We start from the raw sequence: 19,169 nt of genomic DNA, 5'->3' as shown, positions 1-19,169 counted from the left end.
GTTGCCCGGTGAGAGAAAACCGCCACGCGATAGGGCGATTGCCGTCCCTTATTTATGTATATATCATTAACAAATAACGGTGCCGCCGGGCAGGATGTCTGCGATCATGCGCAGCCCGCCCGTGCGAGCCGCCGTTCAACGGATCGTGAAGGAGAGTTCCCATGACGGACACCGACGCCACGCTCGCCGAAGTTGCATCCCGCTTCCCGCTTGAGGGAACGGTCGAAAGCATCACCCCGTACGGCGACGGCCACATCAACGCCACCTATCTGGTCGTCACGGACGCGAAACGCTACATCCTGCAACGCATGAACACCGACATCTTCCCCGACGTCGTGCATCTCATGCGCAACGTCGAACTCGTCACCGCCTACCTGCGCGAGCAGGGCCAGGAAACGCTCGACATCATCCGAACCAACGACGGCGCGACCTACGTCACCGAGCCGTCCGGCGCATGGCGCGTCTACGCATTCATCGAAAACACCGTCTCCTACAACCTCGTCTCCGACGCGGCCGTGTTCCGCGGCGCGGGCGCGGCGTTCGGCGCGTTCCAGAACCAGCTCTCAGGCTTCGACGCCGCGCAGCTGACCGAAACCATCGCCCACTTCCACGACACGCCCCACCGTTTCGAGGACTTCAAGGCCGCCGTCGCCGCCGACGTCAAGGACCGTGCGAAGACCTGCCAAGGCGAAATCGACTTCTACATGGCCCACGCCGACATCTACGACGCCATCACCTCCGGGCTTGCGGACGGCACGATCCCGCTGCGCGTCACCCACAACGACACCAAGCTCAACAACATCCTCATGGATGCCGACACCGGCAAGGCGCGCGCCATCATCGACCTCGACACCGTCATGCCCGGCTCCATGCTCTACGACTTCGGCGATTCGATCCGCTTCGGCGCCTCCACCGCGCTCGAGGACGAACCCGACCTCGACAAGGTGCATTTCAGCACCGACCTGTTTCGCGCGTACACGGAAGGATTCGTCGGCGAACTGCGCAGCAGCATCACCGCACGCGAGGCCGAACTGCTGCCGATGGGCGCGATCATGATGACGATCGAATGCGGCATGCGATTCCTCGCCGACTATCTCGCCGGCGACGTGTACTTCGCCACCAAATACCCCGAGCACAACCTCGTGCGTTCACGCACGCAGATCAAACTCGTGCAGGAGATGGAAGCCAAGGCGGCCGACACCGCGGCGATCGTCGCCGACGTGATGGGGGAGACGCACTGATGGACGGGCAGACAGCCGCGGCCGCAACGCCGCTCGACGCCGTGTACGCGGCCATCGACGCGCTCGTCGACCATGCGATCCGCCATCTCGATCTCGACCCGCGCGACGCCGACTGGACGCGCAACCGCATCTTCGCGCTCTTCGACCTCGGCTCATACCATCCGACCGGTGCGACGGCCGGCGAGAGCACCGTCGACAATCTCGTGACAGCGTTCCGCACGGCCGCCGTCACGGCCGGACTGATCGAACCGGAAGACGGCGCATCCATCGCGGACGAGGTCATGGGCATCCTCTCCGCAGCTCCCTCCGCCATCGAGAACCGGTTCGCCGCCGTCGAAGCGGAAGGCGGCGGCATGGCGGCCATGCGCTGGTTCTACGACTACTGCGTCGCCAACACGTACGTCAAGAAGGCCACGCTCGAACGCAACCCGCGCTTCGACTCGCACGGCCTCGTCGTCACCATCAACCTCGCCAAACCCGAATTCAAGAACATGAAGAAGGCGGCCGCCGGCAACGCGGTCGCGGGCGGCTACCCGGCCTGCACGATCTGCCACGAAAACGAGGGCTTCGCGGGACGCGACAAGCGCACGCTGCGCACCATGCCGGTCACGCTCGGCGGCACCCCGTGGTTCTGGCAGTTCTCGCCGTACGGGTACTTCAACCAGCACGGCATCTGCGTGAACATGGAGCACACGCCCATGCACGTCGACCGCGACACGTTCGGCCACCTGCTCGACTTCGTCGACCGGTTCGACGGCTACTTCCTCGGATGCAACGCCGCACTGCCGCGCATCGGCGGCTCGGTGCTCGCCCACGACCACTACCAGGGCGGCGGCGAGATCCTGCCCATGTTCAAGGCCGCCACCTGGGCGAGCCTGACACTGGCCGGGCATGACGGCGCGACGGTCGAGATCCTCGACTGGCCGGGCACGGCGATGCGCGTCGTCTCCCGCTCGCGAGACGAGATCATCGCGCTCGCCGACATCATCCGCAAGGCGTGGATCGACTACGACGACGCGGCGGCCGGCATCGCCAGCCACGACGCGGACGGCAACCGGCAGTCCGCGCTCTCGCCCAGCGTCATCAGGACCGCACGCGGCTACGAGATGAGCCTTATCCTGCGCAACAACGCAATCAGCGACGAATACCCGGAGGGCGTATTCCACGCGCACCCCGAATACTGGCCGATCAAACAGGAGCCGATCGGACTGATCGAAGCGCAGGGCCTGTTCATCCTGCCTGGCCGTCTCGTCGGCCAGCTCGGCATGATCGAGGACGCGCTCGCGGAAGGCCGACAGTTGCCGCAGAAGGTCAGCGAGTTCACGATGATCTGGGACGAGCTGACCGCCGCGCTCGACGGTTCGCGCGACCGCGACGCGATCCGTACTGCTGTGCACGACGAACTCGGCAGCGTGTGCGAACGCATCCTCGGCAACACGGCCGTGTTCAAACGCAAGGAGCAGACGCTGGCGTTCCTGACGTCGCTCGGATTTACGCAACAGTAAGGTGGAATGATCATGACTGATCGTCACTATCTGGTCGGCGTCGACATCGGCGGCACCAAGATCGAAGCGGTGCTGCTCGACGCGGCGCACGCCGTCGTCGCCTCGCATCGCGTGCCGGCCCGTCGCGGCGGAGACAACGTCGTCGCGGATGTCGTGTCCCTGGTACGCGAGGTCGCCGGCGAACGGCTGTCCGGCGTGGCCCGCGTCGGCATCGGCACGCCCGGACGGGTGGATTCGGCGACCGGCCGCATCGCCAACGTCGTCAATCTCGACATCGACACGCTTGATCTGGGGCCGTTGGTGAGCGAACGGCTCGGCGGTATGCCGGTGCATGTCGACAACGACGTGAACGCGGCGGCCGTCGGTGCGGCGAACGTGCTGTGCGGCGACGACGTGAATGGCACGATCGTGTTCCTGAACTTCGGCACCGGACTGGCCGCCGGCATCCTCATCGACGGCGTGCTGCAGCACGGTTCCAGCGGGGCGGCGGGGGAGATCGGCCATGTGCCGGTCGACCCGAACCGGTTCCCCTGCCCGTGCGGCCAGCGGGGGTGCCTCGAAACCGTGTGCTCGGGCGCGTCCGTGGCGCGGATGTGGCCGACTGAGGACGGTGTGCCGCCCATGCCCGGCCTCATCGCGAAGGCCCTCGGCGGCAATGCAGATGCGGTGCGTGTGCTCGGCATGGTGACGCATGCGATCGTGGACACGGTGCAGATCGCCGCGCAATCGGTCGACCCGCGCATGATCATCTTCGGCGGCGGCATGGCGAAGACCGGCCAGCCGCTCTTGGACGTCACGGCCGGCGAACTGCACCGGCGCGAAGCCACATGCCCGTTCCTCAAAGGACTGGATCTGGTCTCCCGCATCCGCCTCGCCCCGGCCGACGCCCCGCTCGGCGCCATCGGCGCCGCCCTGGCGTAACCATCGGCGTTATGGACGGCCGTAACTCAACATCACCGCCATCCCATTGTTGGGTTATGGCCGTTTTTTGCTTGTGAGACGACCGTAACTCAACAGGAGCCATGCTCTCCCATTGAGTTACGGCCTCTTTTTTGCCTTCGAGACGGCCGCAGCTCAACGGGAGGGGTTTGCTGGTGTCGGGTTACGGCCTGTGGACATATGGGCGGGTGGGAATGAGTGGAGACGGAGCGGGAGAGAAAGCCGACTCAGCCTTCCTCGATGTAGTGGCGGATGACGGCGATGGCGCCGCCGCGCAACGTGATGTCCGCGCCGCACTGGCAACGGCGAACGATGCTGCGGGCGTGGAACTTGGAGGCGGTGGCACGGTCGAGCCGTTCCTGCGCCGCATCGAGGAACGTGTTGTTGATGATGTCGGCCGGCCCGTACACGCACACATCCGTGATGTCGAGCAGGCCGATCGGCATCGCCAGCGCGGCGGCCAGATACTCTCCGGCCTTGCGAATGATCTCGGGGCGTTCGGATTTCGGCACCTTAGCCATCCGCTCGCGCAGCGCGGTCGCGGAAATCAACCGCTCCATGCATCCGCGCTTGCCGCATGGGCACTGCGGCCCATGATCGGGATCGATCGAGATGTGGCCGATCTCGCCGCCGGCATGATGCTCGCCCACCACCGGCACGTCGTCGATCAGCGTGGCCGAGCCGATACCGCGGTCGTTCTTGACGAACAGCATGTTCGGACCGCCCTGGCCGAAGAACCGTTCGGTCAGCATCGAACAGACCACATCGTTCGTAACCGTGACCGGAATGCCGAACCGACGTTCCAACGTCGCCTTAAGATCGACGTCATGCCATCCTAGCGCCGTCGATTCGCGGATCACACCGTTGTCGATCACGCCCGGCACGCAGATACCGATGCCGATGATGCGATTGACATCAAGATCGGCGCGCAGCTCGTCGACGAACTGGACGATCATGTCCACGTCGATCGGATTGTCGGGACCAAGCGCGATCTCCATGCGCTGCTGCGGCAGACCGAGCAGATCGGTCGCAGCCCCCTGCACCAGATGATCCTGCGACAGATCGAGGCTGATGATGCGCAGCCGGTTCGTGTCGATGCTCAGCAGCGTGCCGCGCTTGCCCTTGCCGGTGGCGGCCGTCTCGAACCCGTTCTCGCGGATCAACCCCTCGTCGAGCATGTCGTTGACTACGTCGGACACGGCCACGCGCGACAGACCGGTGCGGCGGCCGAGTTCGGCGCGTGAGCACTGGTTGGAGGGAAACAGCAGGCTGAAGATCAGCGAACGGTTCTTGCGACGTACGTCCGATGGACTGGCCTTGGTGATCTTTCCCGGCGTATGCAACGGGAACGATCCCGTGTAGGTGTGTTCGGCCATGTCTGCCGCCTTTCCTTGCGATGGTCCCGTATGTGAGTCGTTGCGTCAAGGAATGCGTCATCGAATTCCTAATAACTGTCTTTTCATTATAGCTGGTACTTTCCGCGCGGCAACCGGGAAAACGCCGAAAGATGGCGGTTTTCTATTTATGTAAGTACTATTAACAATTACAGGTGTCGTTGTGAATGCATATGCGAGCGCACAGTGCGGTGCGGCGAGCCTGAAACGAAAACCACCCGTGTGGGGACCGACTCGGCCATCGTGGACCGGGCGCCCCGCGGAACGAAGGATGAAAGGACGGCCATGACCGAAGTCATCATTGTCAAGAACGAGGACGAGGCCGGTGAGATCTACGCGAACTGCGTCGCCGGACTGATCAAGAGCAAGCCGGACGCGGTGCTGGGCCTGGCCACCGGCTCCAGCCCGCTGGCCGCCTACAAGGCGTTGGCCGCGAAGGTCAAGACCGAGCATATCGACGTGTCGCAGGTGCGCGGTTTCGCGTTGGACGAGTACCTGGGCCTGCCGCTGACCCACCCCGAGTCCTACCATTCCACCATCCATCGCACGGTCGTCGAGCCCTTGGGCCTCGACCCGGCCAAGGTGCACGTGCCCGGCGACGTGCTCGATGGCGCGCCTCTCGAGGACGGCGACAAGATCGCCGCCGCCGGCCCGGCCTATGATGCGGCGATCGAGGCCGCGGGCGGCATCGACGTACAGATCCTCGGCATCGGCACCGACGGCCACATCGGCTTCAACGAGCCCGGTTCCTCGCTCGCGTCCGGCACGCGCGTCAAGACCCTCGCCGAGCAGACCCGCATCGACAACGCGCGCTTCTTCGACGACGACATCAACCAGGTGCCGACCCACTGCATCACGCAGGGCATCGGCACGGTGTTGAAGGCCCGTCACCTCGTGCTGCTCGCGTTCGGCTCGGGCAAGGCCGAGGCCATCGAGGAGACCATCGAGGGCGGCGTGTCCGCGTTCTGCCCGGCGTCCGCGCTGCAGCTGCACCCGCACGCGACCGTCATCATCGACGAGGAGGCCGCCAGCCGTCTTCGTCACAAGGACTACTACCGCTACGCGTTCGAGCACAAGCCGGCGTGGCAGGGCATCTGATCCGTTGACGGGCTCCCTGTAAGGCAGGGAGCCCGTCTTTGTGTACCTATCATTGTCGTGTACGTATACGGAAAGGAATTCGTATGACTGAACCACACGAACAGACCGTCGCCCGGGTGACGGCCGCGCTCACCGGCGAGCCGTCGGCCATCGCCATCCATCACGCACGCAAGGTGGACGCGCGCGGCGTGCAGGAACATTATTGGGTCGTCTCCGACGCGCGCGGCGTGATCGTCGCCACCGGCACCGACGAGGAGGCGTTCGAATCGGCATGCCGGTCGGTGGGCATCGACCCGGCCGACGACAACGCGATCATCGACGCGGGCGGACGCGTGCTCACGCCGGGCTACGTCGACATCCACGCGCACGGCGCATGGGAGAAGAGCTTCGACGACGGTCCGGACGGCATCGACGTCGCGCGAGCAGGCCATGCCGTGCACGGCACGACCCGTCAGGTGCTCTCGCTGATCACCAATCCGATCGACGTGATCGAACGCAACGTGCGCACCGTGCGTGCCAAGATGGCCGAACGACCGGATATCCTCGGCGCGCATCTGGAAGGTCCGTTCCTTGCGCTTGCCCGCAAGGGCGCGCATGATCCCGAATGCTTGAAGGACCCGGTGCCCGAACTGGTCGACGAACTGCTCGACGCGGCCGACGGTTGCATTCGCCAGATCACCATCGCGCCCGAACTGCCGCACGGCATCGGTGCGATCAAGCAGTTCGCTGCGGCCGGCGTCGTGCCGGCGGTCGGCCACTGCGACGCCGACTACGAGACCGCCAAACGCGGCTTCGATGCGGGCGCGGGCATCATGACCCACATGTTCAACGCGATGAACGGCCTGCACCACCGCGAACCCGGCCCGATTCCGGCGGCCGTGGAGGACCCGCGCGTCACCATCGAACTGATCAACGACGGATTCCACGTGCAGAACCCGATGGTCAAGCTCGGCTTCGGGTTCGCGCCGCACCGGATCGCGTTCGTCACCGACGCGATGGCCGCGACCGACTGCCCGGACGGCGCGTACAAGCTCGGCGCGCTCGATGTGAACGTGGTGGACGGGCATGCCAGGCTCGTCTCCAACGGGGCGATCGCCGGCTCGACGCTGCTCTTGGAGGTCGCCGTGCAACGTGCGGTGCTCGAACTCGGGTTCGACGCGGCCGCGGCGGTCGAAGCCGCGACCCTGACGCCGGCGCGCGCATTCGGCTTCGACCGGCCGAACCCGGTCACCGGGGCGCCGCTCGGCCTGGTCGCCCCCGGCTACGCCGCCGACCTGCTGCTCACCGACCCCGCCACCTGGCAGGTCGACGAGGTCTGGTGCGCTGGCCGCAAACTCAAGTAATCGGTCTGTATGATGGCTGAGATGGCGTCGGATCGCAATATCCGGCGCCATCTTTGTTATTTCGCCGCGAGGCGGAAGGCGAGGTCGACGGAGCCGACGTTGTAGCCGGTGGAGGCGTAGGTGCCGATAATCCGGTCGCCTTCCTTACGGGTGACGAGGATCATCGGCAGCTTGTCGGGGTCGACGTACATGCCGCGCGTCAGTCGCTCGTAGGTCGTCGCGTCGCATCGCCACACGGCGGGGGAGTCGCCGCCGAGCCGGTCGAACATCGAGCGCAGCGTGGCGCTCAACGGCGCATCGACCGGGCATGCGGCGAACACGACAGGAATATCGGTCGAAACCTCGCCGACGGAACCGTCATCGTGCGCATCGCGACGCAGACGCGCGATCAGCTCGTCGAGCACATGGATGCTCGGTTCCGAACCATGCGCGTCGAGAATCGCGACGATCGCGCGGTCAGGCAATAGTTGCGACAGATGACGCGTCTCATCCGAACCGACGTAGCCATCGTGACGATCGCATGCCGTCTCAGTTCCGTCATCGGCCGTGTTCGTGTCGTCACATGCCGCCGCGTGGAGCGTTGCGTCATCGACGACGATATGCTCCAGCAGCTCGTCCTCGCTCGGCTCGCGCATCGCCAGCGTCACCGTCCGCTCGTCGCCGGCATCCAGCCGGAACGTCGTCTCGTTGGTCTGCTGGCCGCCGTTCGGCAACCGCACCGTGGTGATCAGCCGGTACAGTCCAGCTTCGACCGTCAACGGCATGCGTTCGCCGTCCCATGCTCTCTCCCACAGGTCAAGCGACGCGAAATCGGTGCCGTGCGCGTTGCCGACCAGTCGGCCGAGACTCCAGTCCGTGCCGTATGCGGGGTGTTCGCCAGTCGGCGCGACGACGGTGAGCGTCGCCGTCGGCTCGGCCGTTGCGACTGCATCATCGGCCGCATGCATCGCCGGCAGATGGTGGAACGATTCGCCTTGGAAATACTCGGGTTCGCCGGTCTGCGGGTCGAACCGCGCCGGCACGCCCAGCACGCGGCAGACGGCGACGAACGCGGTGTCCAGCGAACGCGGCGTGCCGATGCCGGCCGTCAGCATGCCGGTGGGAGAGATCGGCTCCGGCGTCTCCTCTTTGGACTGTGCGGCGTCGACATGATCGAGCAGGTACTGACGGATGAGCTGCGGTTGGGCGCGCAGCGCATCCGTGTCGGCCGTGCGTTCGAGCATGGCTTGCAGACGTGTGCGGTCGCCGGTCAGCGGTTCGTTGCCGACTCGCGGATTTAGCACGTAGCGCGCGTACCGATCATACCGGTCGACTTCCGCGGTGCCGGACAGGGCGACATTCAGTGCATAGTCGCGTACCTTGGCGGCTGAATGAACGGCATCATTGAGCGCGGAGGCGGACACGTCGCACAGGTCCTTGACGCTCAGCGCCGACAGCAGCGCGAGACGGTCTTGGTCGGCGATACCGGGATCGTCGTTGGTGTCAGCGAGCAGGAACGACGCGATGACGGGTACGTTGGCTCCGGCGGAGGCCAGCAGGGACGGGATGGTATCGGCGGCATTGGGTGATACGGATCGGTACCGATCGGCCAGTGCCTGACGGGTCGGCTGATCGACGAGATCGGCAAACGCCTCCACTCGTTCGGCGCGCATCGACTCGGCCTGTGCGCGGCGTTCGATCGTGCGACGCTGCTGCTCGTCGGTCAATGGCAAGCTGCGCGGCGTGCCGCTTGGGGGAGCGACGAGGTCGATGGGTGCCCATGATGGGGAGTTGTGCGTGATGGGTGGCAGGATCTCTCCGCTCGCTGCGCTCGGTCGAGATGACAGAGAGAGATTCGGCTTATCGATGACAGCGTTGATTGGCAGTACGACGGTGACGGCATCGGTATCGGCGGTGTTGACGATCATGTCGGCGAACACGCCGTCGTGACTGGCATGCACGCGAAGGCTGCCCTTGCCGAGCGTCATGCGGGCATGTCCCCGTTCGTCAGTGACGGCGGTCGCGATCGGATAGTATTCGGCCATGTTCAGCAGTTCGAACGCCACGTTCGCTCCCGCGATCGGTCGGCCTCCGTCATCCGTCACCGTCACCGCAAGATCGGTCGTCGGCGCATAGTCGGCGGTCAGATTGCACAGCAGCATCGTGCCGTCGCCGCCCGCGCTCGCCGACGCATCGACGTTGCCTTCGGAAAAATCACAGAACACGCGCGCATGCACGAGCATCGCACGCGTCGACGCCTTGTCGAACCAGCCGCGATCCGGCACCTCCTCCGGCTCGCACGCGCCGAGGAACCGCCAACGGCCGTCCACATACGCCTCCACCCACGCGTGGTTGTCGTCGCAGTGCGCCCATCGCGGCGTGTACACTTGCCGGGCCGGAATGCCGATCGCACGCAGTGCGGTGACCAGCAGCGTCGACTCCTCGCCGCAACGGCCGAGACCGAGATTCAACGCTCCGAGAGCGTTGAGCGTGCGGTTGTCGGACGGATGATAGGTGACGTGTTCGGCGCACCAGTAGTTCGTTTCGAGCATCGCATGTGTGGCGTCAAGTCCCTGCACGCGGTCGGCCAGTTCCCGATAGCACAACGGACGGCAGTCGGCCAGTGCCTCGTTGTTGATGCGCGGCCAGAACACGTAATGGACGAACAGGTCGACCGGCAGATCGCGCGTCCACGCCATCGTGCGACGCAGCATCAGCGCATGATCGACGAACGAGAGCAGTACGGCCGGATCGCAGTCGATGACATCGTTGGCCGGCAACGTGCCGTAGGCGAGCTGCATCAGCGTCAGCCGGTCGTCGGACAACGTATCCAGCAGCGACGATGCCGCGGGCAGTCTAGTGATCAGATCGGCGCGTTCGGCGAAACGGCGGTCGGCGTAATCGCGCAGCTCGCCGTCGAGGAGAGAAGACATACTCATGAGCCACCATCATACGGGGATTGGCGGCTCATGAGCGGGATGACATCCGCGATGTCAGTGAAGTTTGCCGTCGGTGATGAAGAAGGCGTGGGCGTCGCCGTGGCGTTTGTCGTCGATGTAGCGGCGGAACAGGGCGAGGCGTTCGATGGTGCTCTTGGCGAGCGGCTGGGGGAGCGCGTCAAGGTCGAACCAGCCGACGTTGAGGCTTTCCTCGTCACCGACGAACGGGTCGGCGTTGCCGCCGGGTTTGACCGTGCACAGGAACGAATGGTCCATGTACATGGTGTTGTCGCCGTTCGCGTAGGTGATGACCTTGTCGGAGGAGATCACGGCAACCAGATCGGTGACGACCGCGTCCACGCCGGTCTCCTCCTTGATCTCGCGGATCACCGTGTCGCCCGGCTGCTCGCCCGGCTCGTTGATGCCGTAGACCATCGCCCATTTGCCGGTGTCGGAGCGCCGGCCGAGCAGGATGCGGCCGGAATCATCCAGTACACAGCCGGTCACGCCTATCAGCCACAGGAGATCATGGCCGATCTTTTTACGTAGCTCCAATACGAAATCGGGAGTTGGCATAGGTAGGTCCTTCGAAAAATATGTCATTTCGACCGAGCGAAGCGAATGGAGAAATCTTTCAGAGATGCGATGCTTCTTAAGATTTCTCGACTTCGCTTTGCTCCGCTCGAAATGACAGTTTGTGGGAACGGATTGGAAGACAATGTCATTTCGACCGAGCGTAAGCGAGCGGAGAAATCTTGAGAAGCAACGAGATCTGAGAGATTTCTCCACTCGCTTACGCTCGGTCGAAATGACGGTCTTGTAAGAATGATTTGGCTCCCTCTGGTGAGAGGGAGCCAAGGAAAACGATCAGACCAACGCGGCGGCCGCGCGATCGGCCATCCACTGCTCGACCTCGTCGATCTGCTTCGGGATGCCGGCGGAGAGCCATTCGGGGCCGTGTTCGGTCATGAGCACGTCGTCTTCGATACGGATGCCGATGCCGCGCATTTCCGGCGGCAGCAGCAGGTCGTTCTTCGCGAAGTACAGGCCCGGCTCGATGGTGAAGATCATGCCCGGCGTGATCTTCGCGCCCTGATAGGACTCGTAACGGGCCTGCGCGCAGTCGTGCACGTCAAGGCCGAGGTGATGCGCCACGCCGCAGGCAAGCCAACGGCGATGCTGCTGGCCTTCGGGGGAGAGCGACTCCTCCACGCCGACCGGCAGAATGCCCCACTCGTGCAGACGCTCCGCGATCACGCGCATGCACGCGTGGTGGATGTCGGAGTAGGTCGCGCCCGGCTTGGCAGCCTCGAAACCGGCCTGCTGGGAGTCCAGCACCGCCTGGTACAGACGCTTCTGCAGATCGGTGAACTTGCCGCCGACCGGGAACGTACGCGTGATGTCGGCCGTGTACAGGCTATTGACCTCCACGCCGGCGTCGATGAGCAGCATGTCGCCCTGACGCACCACGCCCGTGTTGCGCATCCAGTGCAGGATCGGCGCGTGCTCGCCCGACGCGATGATCGTATCGTAGCCCAGGCCGTTGCCCTCCTCGCGGGCGTTTGAGTTGAACGCGCCCTCGAGCATGCGCTCCGAGTTCGGCTTGTCGATCACATGCGGCAGACGGGTCAGGATGCGGTCGAAGCCGTCCTTGGTCGCGGCGATCGCCTTGCGCATCTCGCCGATCTCATAGGAGTCCTTGAGCATGCGGGCTTCGGCGGAGAACTCGTGCAGCTTGTCGTCGTCCGCGGCGTTCTTGTCCGGATCGGCGTAGCCGTTCGCCTCGCGAATACCCTCGACCAGCGCGGTGATCTGCGGGTCGGCGTCGGAGATCACGCGCACGCGCACCGCGCCGGCCTCGGAGCCGACATCCTTGCCGAGCGCGTCGGCAAGCTGCGCGATGTCATGCGTCTCCAGACCGGTCATCGCATGCAGTTCCTTCAAACCGGCGCGCGGGCCGACCCAGTACTCGCCGTAATGCGGGTCACGGTAGTAGTCCTCGGTGGAATTGTCGGCACGCGGGGCGACGAACAGCTCGGCCACATGCGTCTTGCCGGCCTTCGCCTCGTCGGAGTCCGGGTCGACCGGGTTGAGCACGAGCACCGCGCCCGCCTCGTAATCCTGACCCAAGCCGGTGTAGTACGCGAACGACGTGTCCGGACGGAACATGTAATCGCAGTCGTTGTTGCGCACCTTCGGCTGGCCCGCCGGGATCACCAGGCGCTCGCCCGGGAACGCCTTGCCGAGCGCCTCGAGACGCGCCGGCGTGAACTTCGAGGACTCCAGCGGCTCGACGGCCGGCTCCTGATTGTCCCAGCCGGTCTTCATGAACGCCTTGAACGCGTCGCTGTTCGGACGCAGCGACCGGTTGTTCACGCGGTCGCTCATCGGCTGGTTCGCGCCCGGAGCCGTCTTCGACTCCTCGGCCTCGTATTCCTTGTCCTTGTCGGTTACCACTTCGCTCACCGTCAGTACTCCTTTTATGGACGTGGATTGACTTGTGTTCCACGCATATCGTAGTCCAAAACGGGCGGCGACATGTTACGAGATCCGCGAGCGGGAGCGATGCGTCGCACGGGCACACAGATCAGACCGCGTCGACCTCGAACAGGCGGGTCAGATAGTCGCCCTGATACATGTCGGTGGTGAACGGGCCGAACCCGGTGTCGGAGATGTCGAAACCGCGGGCCATCAGCTCGTCGCCGCCGTACGTGAACCGCGACGCCGGCAACGGGAACTCGGTGTCGCGCACCGTGTACGTCTCAGCCGGGTCGAGTCCGGCCAATCGCAGCGTGCGATAGCCTTCGTTGACCGGCATGATCATGCGATAGTAGCCGACCAGCGCATGCCGTCGATCGGCCGACACCACCATCCACGCGGCCTCCGCACCCGGCTGCAATCCCACTTCCGACTCGTCGAACGGACTGATCAGCCGGAAAAAGTCGCCCGTATCGATCAGCTCGCGATGCGATTTCATGAACGCGATCTGCCGGCGCATCTGCTCCTGCTCGCCGTCCGTCATCCGATTCACATCCAGCTCGTAGCCGAACGTGCCGAAATACGCGACGTCCGCGCGGGTCTTCAATGGCGTGACGCGCATGAGCTGATGGTTCGGCACCGCCGAAACATGACTGCCCATGCTGGAGACCGGATACGCATACGACGTGCCGAACTGGATCTTCACGCGCTCCGCCGCATCCGTATCGTCGGAAATCCAACCCTGCGGCGCGTAATACAGCATGCCCGGATCGAACCGAGCGCCGCCCGAGGCGCACGACTCGAACAGCACCTTCGGGAGCGCGGATGTCAGCCGCTCGTACAGCGCGTACACGCCAAGGATCTGCCGGTGCAGCAGCTCGCCCTGGAACGCGGCCGGCCGGCCTTGCGAGAACACGTCGGTGATGCTGCGGTTCATATCCCACTTGACATACGAGACGCGGCCGGACGCGAGAATCGCACTCATCGAGTCGAACAGATAGTCGACCACCTCGCTCTTGCTCAGGTCAAGCTCGTACTGGTTGCGGCCCTGCAACGGCTCCCGGCCGGGCACACGGATCATCCAATCCGGATGCGCACGGTACAGGTCCGAATCCCGGCTGACCATCTCCGGCTCGAACCACAGGCCGAACATCATGCCCAGATCGTTGATCTTCCTCGCCAATCCCTCGACGCCGTCCGGCAACTTGCGCCGGTCCGCCGTCCAATCGCCCAACGAGCTCGTCGCGTCGTCGCGGTGGCCGAACCAGCCGTCGTCCAGCACGAACAGATCGATGCCCAGTTCATGAGCCTTGCCCGCGATCGACAACAGTTTCGCCTCGTCGAACCTCATGTACGTGGACTCCCAGCTGTTGATGAGGATCGGCCGCGGCCGGTCGCGCCAATAGCCGCGGGCGAGCCGCGTGCGAAACAGCGTGTGGAACGACTGGCTCAACGCGTTCAGCCCGTCGCGCGTGTACGCGACCACCATCTCCGGCGTCTGGAACGTTTCTCCGGGCCGCAGGGTCCACGCAAACCCTTCGGGATGGATGCCCATCATCAGCCGGGTGACGTGATAGTTGTCGACCTCCACCGAACCGAGGAAATTGCCGCTGTACACGAGCGCCGCGCCGATCGCCTCGCCTGCGGATTCGTTCGTGTTCGGACGCTTCAATATCAGGAACGGGTTGAACTGGTGGCTGCTGTGACCGCGCAGCGAATAGATCTCCTGCACGCCGGTATGCAGCCGGAACGTCTGCGGGCGGCGCTCGCGGCCCCACGCGCCGGTGAACTGCATCATGCTCCAGCGCGCGTCCGGCAGGTCGAGGCTGGCGCTCAGGGCGCGGCGCAGCGTGACCGTGCCGTCAGCGTCGGCTGCGTCGGCGCCGCCGGTCGTGCTGCCGTCATCGGCCGCGATACTGTCGTTGACGAACCGCACGTTGCGCGTGAGCACCGGCAGGTCGCGGTACGTCGTGTAGCTCAGGATCATGCGCAGATCCAGCAGATCGTCGCGCAGCGTGATCTCGAGCGTCTCCGCCTCGTCGTCATATTCGACGTACGTGGCTGGCAGTCCGTCGAGCGTCGGCTTGCCGGGGAGGATACGGTGCGAGACGTACCGGAAAGCCGCGTTGCGCGCGCCGTCCGGCGTCTCGATCACGCACGCGACGTTGCGCAGATCGCCGTTGCCGTTGACCGGATACTCCTGTTTGATGTCCTCCATCGAGAAATCGCCGTCGCCTTTGAACGGGCAGGGGGCCATGTCGCGGTGCGCGGCGACCAGCATATGTTCGAAGCCGTCGCGGTCGGCTAGGGGAGCGCCGAAATACAGTTGCCCGAGCTGTCCGTTCTTCAGCACCATGAAGATGTAGCTGAACCCGCGGTTCATGATGTGGAATACGTTGCCCGATTCGTGGAATACGATGCCCATATAAGCCCCTGCGTTCCCGGCGATCATGGATATGACAACGCCGCGCTCTGCCGGGAAGACGGAGCGCGGCGCGGACGGATATAGATGGATGCGGACTACGGACGGATACGGATGAACGACACCGAACCAGGCGACTAGCGGATGACACGCATGCGGATGGTGCCCTCGATGTGGCGCAGCGCGTCCAACGCCGCCGCGCTCGGGGTCTGGGACACGTCGGTGACCACGTAGCCGAGCTCGCCTTCGGTGCCGAGGGCCTGGGCGGCGATGTTGATGTTCTCCTCGCCGAGCACGCGGTTGACCTTGGCGAGCACGCCGGGCAGGTTCGCATGCAGGTGGGCGATGCGGGCGGTGCCGGGCAGGGAGGTCAGCGTGATCTGCGGCAGGTTCACCGACAGCATCGTGGAGCCCTTCTCCCAGTAGTCCTCGAGACGCTGCGAGACGAAGTGTCCGATGGCCTCCTGCGCCTCCAGGGTCGAGCCGCCGATGTGCGGGGTGAGGATCATGTTGTCCTCGTCGGCCAGCGGCGTGGAGAACGGGTCGCCGACCTTCTTCGGCTCGACAGGGAATACGTCGACGGCCGCGCCGGAGATGTGGCCGGAGTCGAGATGACGCTTGAGCGAGTCGAGATCGGCCACGAAGCCGCGCGACAGGTTGATGAAGATCGCGTCCTGCTTCATGTGCTGGAACTGCTCCTCGTCAAAGAAGCCGGTGTTCTCCTTGCGGCCGTCCACATGGATCGACACCGCGTCGGACTGTTCGAGCAGCTCGTTGAGCGTGTCGCAGCGGTGGGCGTTGCCCATCGCGAGCTTCTCCTCGGTGTCGTAGAACACGACGCGCATGCCGAGCGCCTCGGCCAGCACCGACAGCTGCGAGCCGATGTTGCCGTAGCCGATGATGCCGAGCGTCTTGCCGCGCACCTCGTGGGAGCCGGCGGCGGACTTGTCCCACACACCCTGCTTCATATGGTGCGTGTGCGCGGGGATGCGGCGCAGCAGGCAGATGATGTCGCAGATCACCAGCTCCACCACGGAACGGGTGTTGGAGTACGGCGCGTTGAACACCGCCAGGCCGTGCTTGCCGGCATAGTCGAGATCCACCTGGTTGGTGCCGATGCAGAAGCAGCCGACGGCCGTCAGATTCGGGCACGCGTCGATCACCTTGCGCGTGACGCTGGTCTTCGAGCGGATGCCCAGCAGGTCCACGCCCTCCAGCGCGTCGATGAGCTCATCCTCGCCCAGCGCGCCCTTGCGCGTCTCGACCTCGAAGCCGTGGTTGCGCAGCGACTGTGCGGCGAAGGGATGAATGTTTTCCAATAACAACGCTTTAGGCATGGTTCCACCTTAGATGCTCAGGTCGTCTTCGTCCGCTTTTGTCCGCACTATAAGCAGGCGCTGGGTCGGACGCGTCATCGCCACGTACAGGTCCGAGGCGGCCACCAGACGCGAGGGCGCCTCCTGTTCGATCAGTCCGGGCTCCACGACGACCACCGCGTCGTATTCGAGTCCCTTGACCTCCTGCGTGCCGCACACGTTGACCTGCTCGTCCCACGCGCTTTGCTCGCTCAGCCGCGCGAACTGGTCGGCCGGCAGCGCGCGGCGCAGGGCGTCGCGCACATGAGCCAGCACGTCGGCGCGCAGCGAGTCGGGCGTAATCACGGCGACGCGGCCGGTGCCGTCCTGCCCGACGAACTCGCGGGTCAGCTCGACCGTGCGCGCAGCGACGTCGTCCAGCAGCGCGGCGCGGTCATCCACGGTGACGCGGCGCACCGAATCTGGCAGCGCGCGCACCGCCTTAACCGTCGAGATGTACAGTCCCTCCGCCTCGGCGAAGCGTGACGCGAGATCGGACACCTCCTGCGGGTTGCGGTAATCGATCGTCAGCTCGTTGAGGCTCCAGTGGCCCCGGCCGAACAGCCGGTCCATCACGCGCGGCCACGAACGGGTGCCGCCCAGCGCTGAGGTTTGCGCGACGTCGCCGACGATGGTGAACGAGCGCGACGGGCAGCGGCGCATGAGCATGCGCCAGTCCATCGCGGTCAGCTCCTGCGCCTCGTCCACGACGATGTGCCCGTACGTCCATTCGCGGTCGGATGCGGCACGCTGCGCGGTCAGCTCCGTGTCGGCGCCGTTGATGTTGTCGACCAGCATCTGCGCGGTGACGATGCCCGAGCCGATGCCGTTCTGCGCCAGCGTGTCCCGTGCGAACTGCTCCTCCTCGGCACGCGCCGCGTCCTGCGCGCTCGTGCGGCCGACGGTCTTCGGATCCGGGCCGAGCAGTTCCATCGCCTCGTCGAGCAGCGGGATGTCCGAGCGCGTCAGCGGGGAACCCTTCGGTCGGGCCAGCTCGTGGATCTGCTCGTCGGTGAGCCACGGCGCAAGGGAGCGCAGTCGTTCGGGGCGAGCCCACAGCTGGTCGATGAGCCATGGCGCGTTCATGGGCAGCCAGGCGAGGTTGAGGGTCTTGCGCACCTTGTCGTCCATGCGCAGCATCGAGGTGACGCGGGAGAGCTCGGCCTCGTCCGGCGTGTAGTCGAGCTGCTCCGCGTAGCGGGTGCGCAGCGCGGCGAGCATGCTGCGCACGAACGTCTCACGGGCCTTGTTATGAGGCTGATGCGTGCGCTTGGCGTCCAGCTGCGCCTGCTTGATGTCGACGGCGAGCATCGGCACGGCGAAGCCGTTGACGCGCACGGTCGGCAGATCGGCCGGCACGCGCACGCGCGCGGCGATCGCGTCGGCGACCAGACGGGCCATGCGCTTGTCTCCCTTGAGCATGGCGGCGGTCGGCGAATCGGTCGCGGTGGCGGCGAAGCCGGGCACCAGATCGGCGATGGTGCGGCTGACCACGCCGGTCTCGCCGAGCGAGGGGAGCACCTGGTCGATGTAGCGCAGGAACGTGGAGCTCGGGCCGACGACGAGCACGCCGGAGCGTTCGAGCATGCGCCGGTGCGTATACAGCAGATAGGCCGCGCGATGCAGCGCGACCGCGGTCTTGCCGGTGCCCGGGCCGCCCTGCACGACCACGGCCTGGTTCATGTCGGAGCGGATGATGCGGTCCTGTTCGGCCTGGATGGTGGCGACGATGTCGGTCATCTTGCCGGTGCGCCGGGAACTGAGCGAGGCGAGCAGCGCGCCCTCGCCGGTCAGCGTGCCGGACGCGGCCGCACGGTCGACCTGGCTGGAATCCACGTCGAGCACCTCGTCCTCGATGCCCACCACCTCGCGGAAACGCAACGTCAGATGGCGGCGCATGACGATGTCGCCGTGGTTCGACGGGGTGGCCTCGTAGAACGGACGCGCGGCCTCGGCGCGCCAATCGGTCAGGATCGGCTCGTGGTTGTCGTTCGACAGGCCTATGCGGCCGATGTAGCGTCGGTTCGAGTCGATGTCGTCGAGCCTGCCGAAGACCAGACGGTCCTCGACCGCGCGCATCTGGGTGAGCCGGTCCTCGTACATGGTCGCGAAGGAGTCGCGTTCGGTGCGCTGGGTGGGCGAGCCGTGGGATCCGGCCGCGCGGACGGTGTCCAGCCGCGACTTGACCTGCGCGCGCAGCGCGTCGAGCCTTCCGTAGGCCCGATCGACCGCCCGCTGCTCCTCGTGGATCTGCGCCGAATATTCCGACATGCCCTCTACTCTCCTTGGCTCCGGTGAAAACTCAGGCATACCAATGTACTCCCCGGCACCTACGTCGGCGGGGTCGCCGGCCCGGCGGCGGAATGAACTTTTCGTGAACGCGCACGGCCTGTCGTGCCGATCGGGGGAGTTGGGGGAAGAAGTATGCCAAAAACGGGCGGAAAATGTGAAAAGGTGGGGTTTTGTGGCGGGCTGT

General features: G+C 65.2%; 12 protein-coding genes. 5 read left to right on the top strand and 7 right to left on the bottom strand.

Going from position 1 to position 19,169, the window contains the following annotated elements; all coding sequences use genetic code 11:
• Positions 1-161 precede the first annotated feature (161 nt).
• The 3 genes from KIH76_RS00780 to KIH76_RS00770 are packed head-to-tail and all read left to right on the top strand — an operon-like array spanning position 162 to position 3,667.
• Positions 162-1,241, top strand: coding sequence for a phosphotransferase enzyme family protein (locus KIH76_RS00780; protein WP_219068714.1), 1,080 nt, complete (start codon positions 162-164; stop codon positions 1,239-1,241).
• The gene (locus tag KIH76_RS00775) at positions 1,241-2,746 is read left to right on the top strand and encodes a UDP-glucose--hexose-1-phosphate uridylyltransferase (RefSeq protein WP_219068712.1); all 1,506 of its coding nucleotides are present in this window, start codon (positions 1,241-1,243) and stop codon (positions 2,744-2,746) included. Before KIH76_RS00780 ends, KIH76_RS00775 begins: the two co-directional genes overlap by 1 nt.
• Before the next feature lie 12 nt (positions 2,747-2,758).
• Positions 2,759-3,667 carry an ROK family protein gene (locus KIH76_RS00770; RefSeq protein ID WP_219068710.1) on the top strand — a complete coding sequence of 303 codons (909 nt, stop codon included), beginning with the start codon at positions 2,759-2,761 and terminating at the stop codon, positions 3,665-3,667.
• A 245-nt stretch (positions 3,668-3,912) separates the two neighbouring features.
• Here KIH76_RS00770 and KIH76_RS00765 read toward each other — a convergent pair whose 3' ends face one another.
• Positions 3,913-5,061, bottom strand: coding sequence for an ROK family transcriptional regulator (locus KIH76_RS00765; RefSeq protein ID WP_214372995.1), 1,149 nt, complete (start codon positions 5,059-5,061; stop codon positions 3,913-3,915).
• Between the two features lie 303 nt (positions 5,062-5,364).
• Between KIH76_RS00765 and nagB the strand changes: the two genes are divergently transcribed.
• Both nagB and KIH76_RS00755 read left to right on the top strand, forming a co-directional pair.
• A complete protein-coding gene (gene nagB / locus KIH76_RS00760; RefSeq protein WP_219068708.1) occupies positions 5,365-6,177 on the top strand; it encodes a glucosamine-6-phosphate deaminase in 813 nt (270 codons plus the stop codon).
• Positions 6,178-6,260: 83 nt separating this feature from the next.
• Positions 6,261-7,520 carry an N-acetylglucosamine-6-phosphate deacetylase gene (locus tag KIH76_RS00755; protein ID WP_219068706.1) on the top strand — a complete coding sequence of 420 codons (1,260 nt, stop codon included), beginning with the start codon at positions 6,261-6,263 and terminating at the stop codon, positions 7,518-7,520.
• Between the two features lie 56 nt (positions 7,521-7,576).
• Here KIH76_RS00755 and KIH76_RS00750 read toward each other — a convergent pair whose 3' ends face one another.
• From KIH76_RS00750 to KIH76_RS00725, 6 genes are all read right to left on the bottom strand, one after another.
• Positions 7,577-10,438, bottom strand: coding sequence for a transglutaminase domain-containing protein (locus KIH76_RS00750; RefSeq protein ID WP_219068703.1), 2,862 nt, complete (start codon positions 10,436-10,438; stop codon positions 7,577-7,579).
• 54 nt (positions 10,439-10,492) lie between these two features.
• Complete coding sequence (locus tag KIH76_RS00745; RefSeq protein ID WP_219068701.1) at positions 10,493-11,014, bottom strand: NUDIX hydrolase; 522 nt, start codon at positions 11,012-11,014, stop codon at positions 10,493-10,495.
• 291 nt (positions 11,015-11,305) lie between these two features.
• Entirely contained in the window at positions 11,306-12,904 is a 1,599-nt protein-coding gene (locus tag KIH76_RS00740) for an aminopeptidase P family protein (RefSeq protein ID WP_214373005.1), read from the bottom strand.
• 121 nt (positions 12,905-13,025) lie between these two features.
• Complete coding sequence (locus KIH76_RS00735) at positions 13,026-15,341, bottom strand: alpha-galactosidase (RefSeq protein ID WP_219068699.1); 2,316 nt, start codon at positions 15,339-15,341, stop codon at positions 13,026-13,028.
• Between the two features lie 134 nt (positions 15,342-15,475).
• Positions 15,476-16,675 (bottom strand): phosphoglycerate dehydrogenase, encoded by a 1,200-nt coding sequence (gene serA / locus KIH76_RS00730; protein WP_219068697.1) that lies wholly within the window; start codon positions 16,673-16,675, stop codon positions 15,476-15,478.
• Positions 16,676-16,684: 9 nt separating this feature from the next.
• On the bottom strand, positions 16,685-18,964 hold the full coding sequence (locus KIH76_RS00725; RefSeq protein WP_214373010.1) for a HelD family protein: 2,280 nt from the start codon (positions 18,962-18,964) through the stop codon (positions 16,685-16,687).
• Positions 18,965-19,169: the final 205 nt, after the last annotated feature.

Source organism: Bifidobacterium simiiventris, from assembly GCF_019331715.1.
GTDB classification, from domain to species: Bacteria; Actinomycetota; Actinomycetes; order Actinomycetales; family Bifidobacteriaceae; genus Bifidobacterium; species Bifidobacterium simiiventris.
Note: the sequence above shows the minus strand (reverse complement) of the source record. Positions and strands in the feature narration are given on the sequence as shown.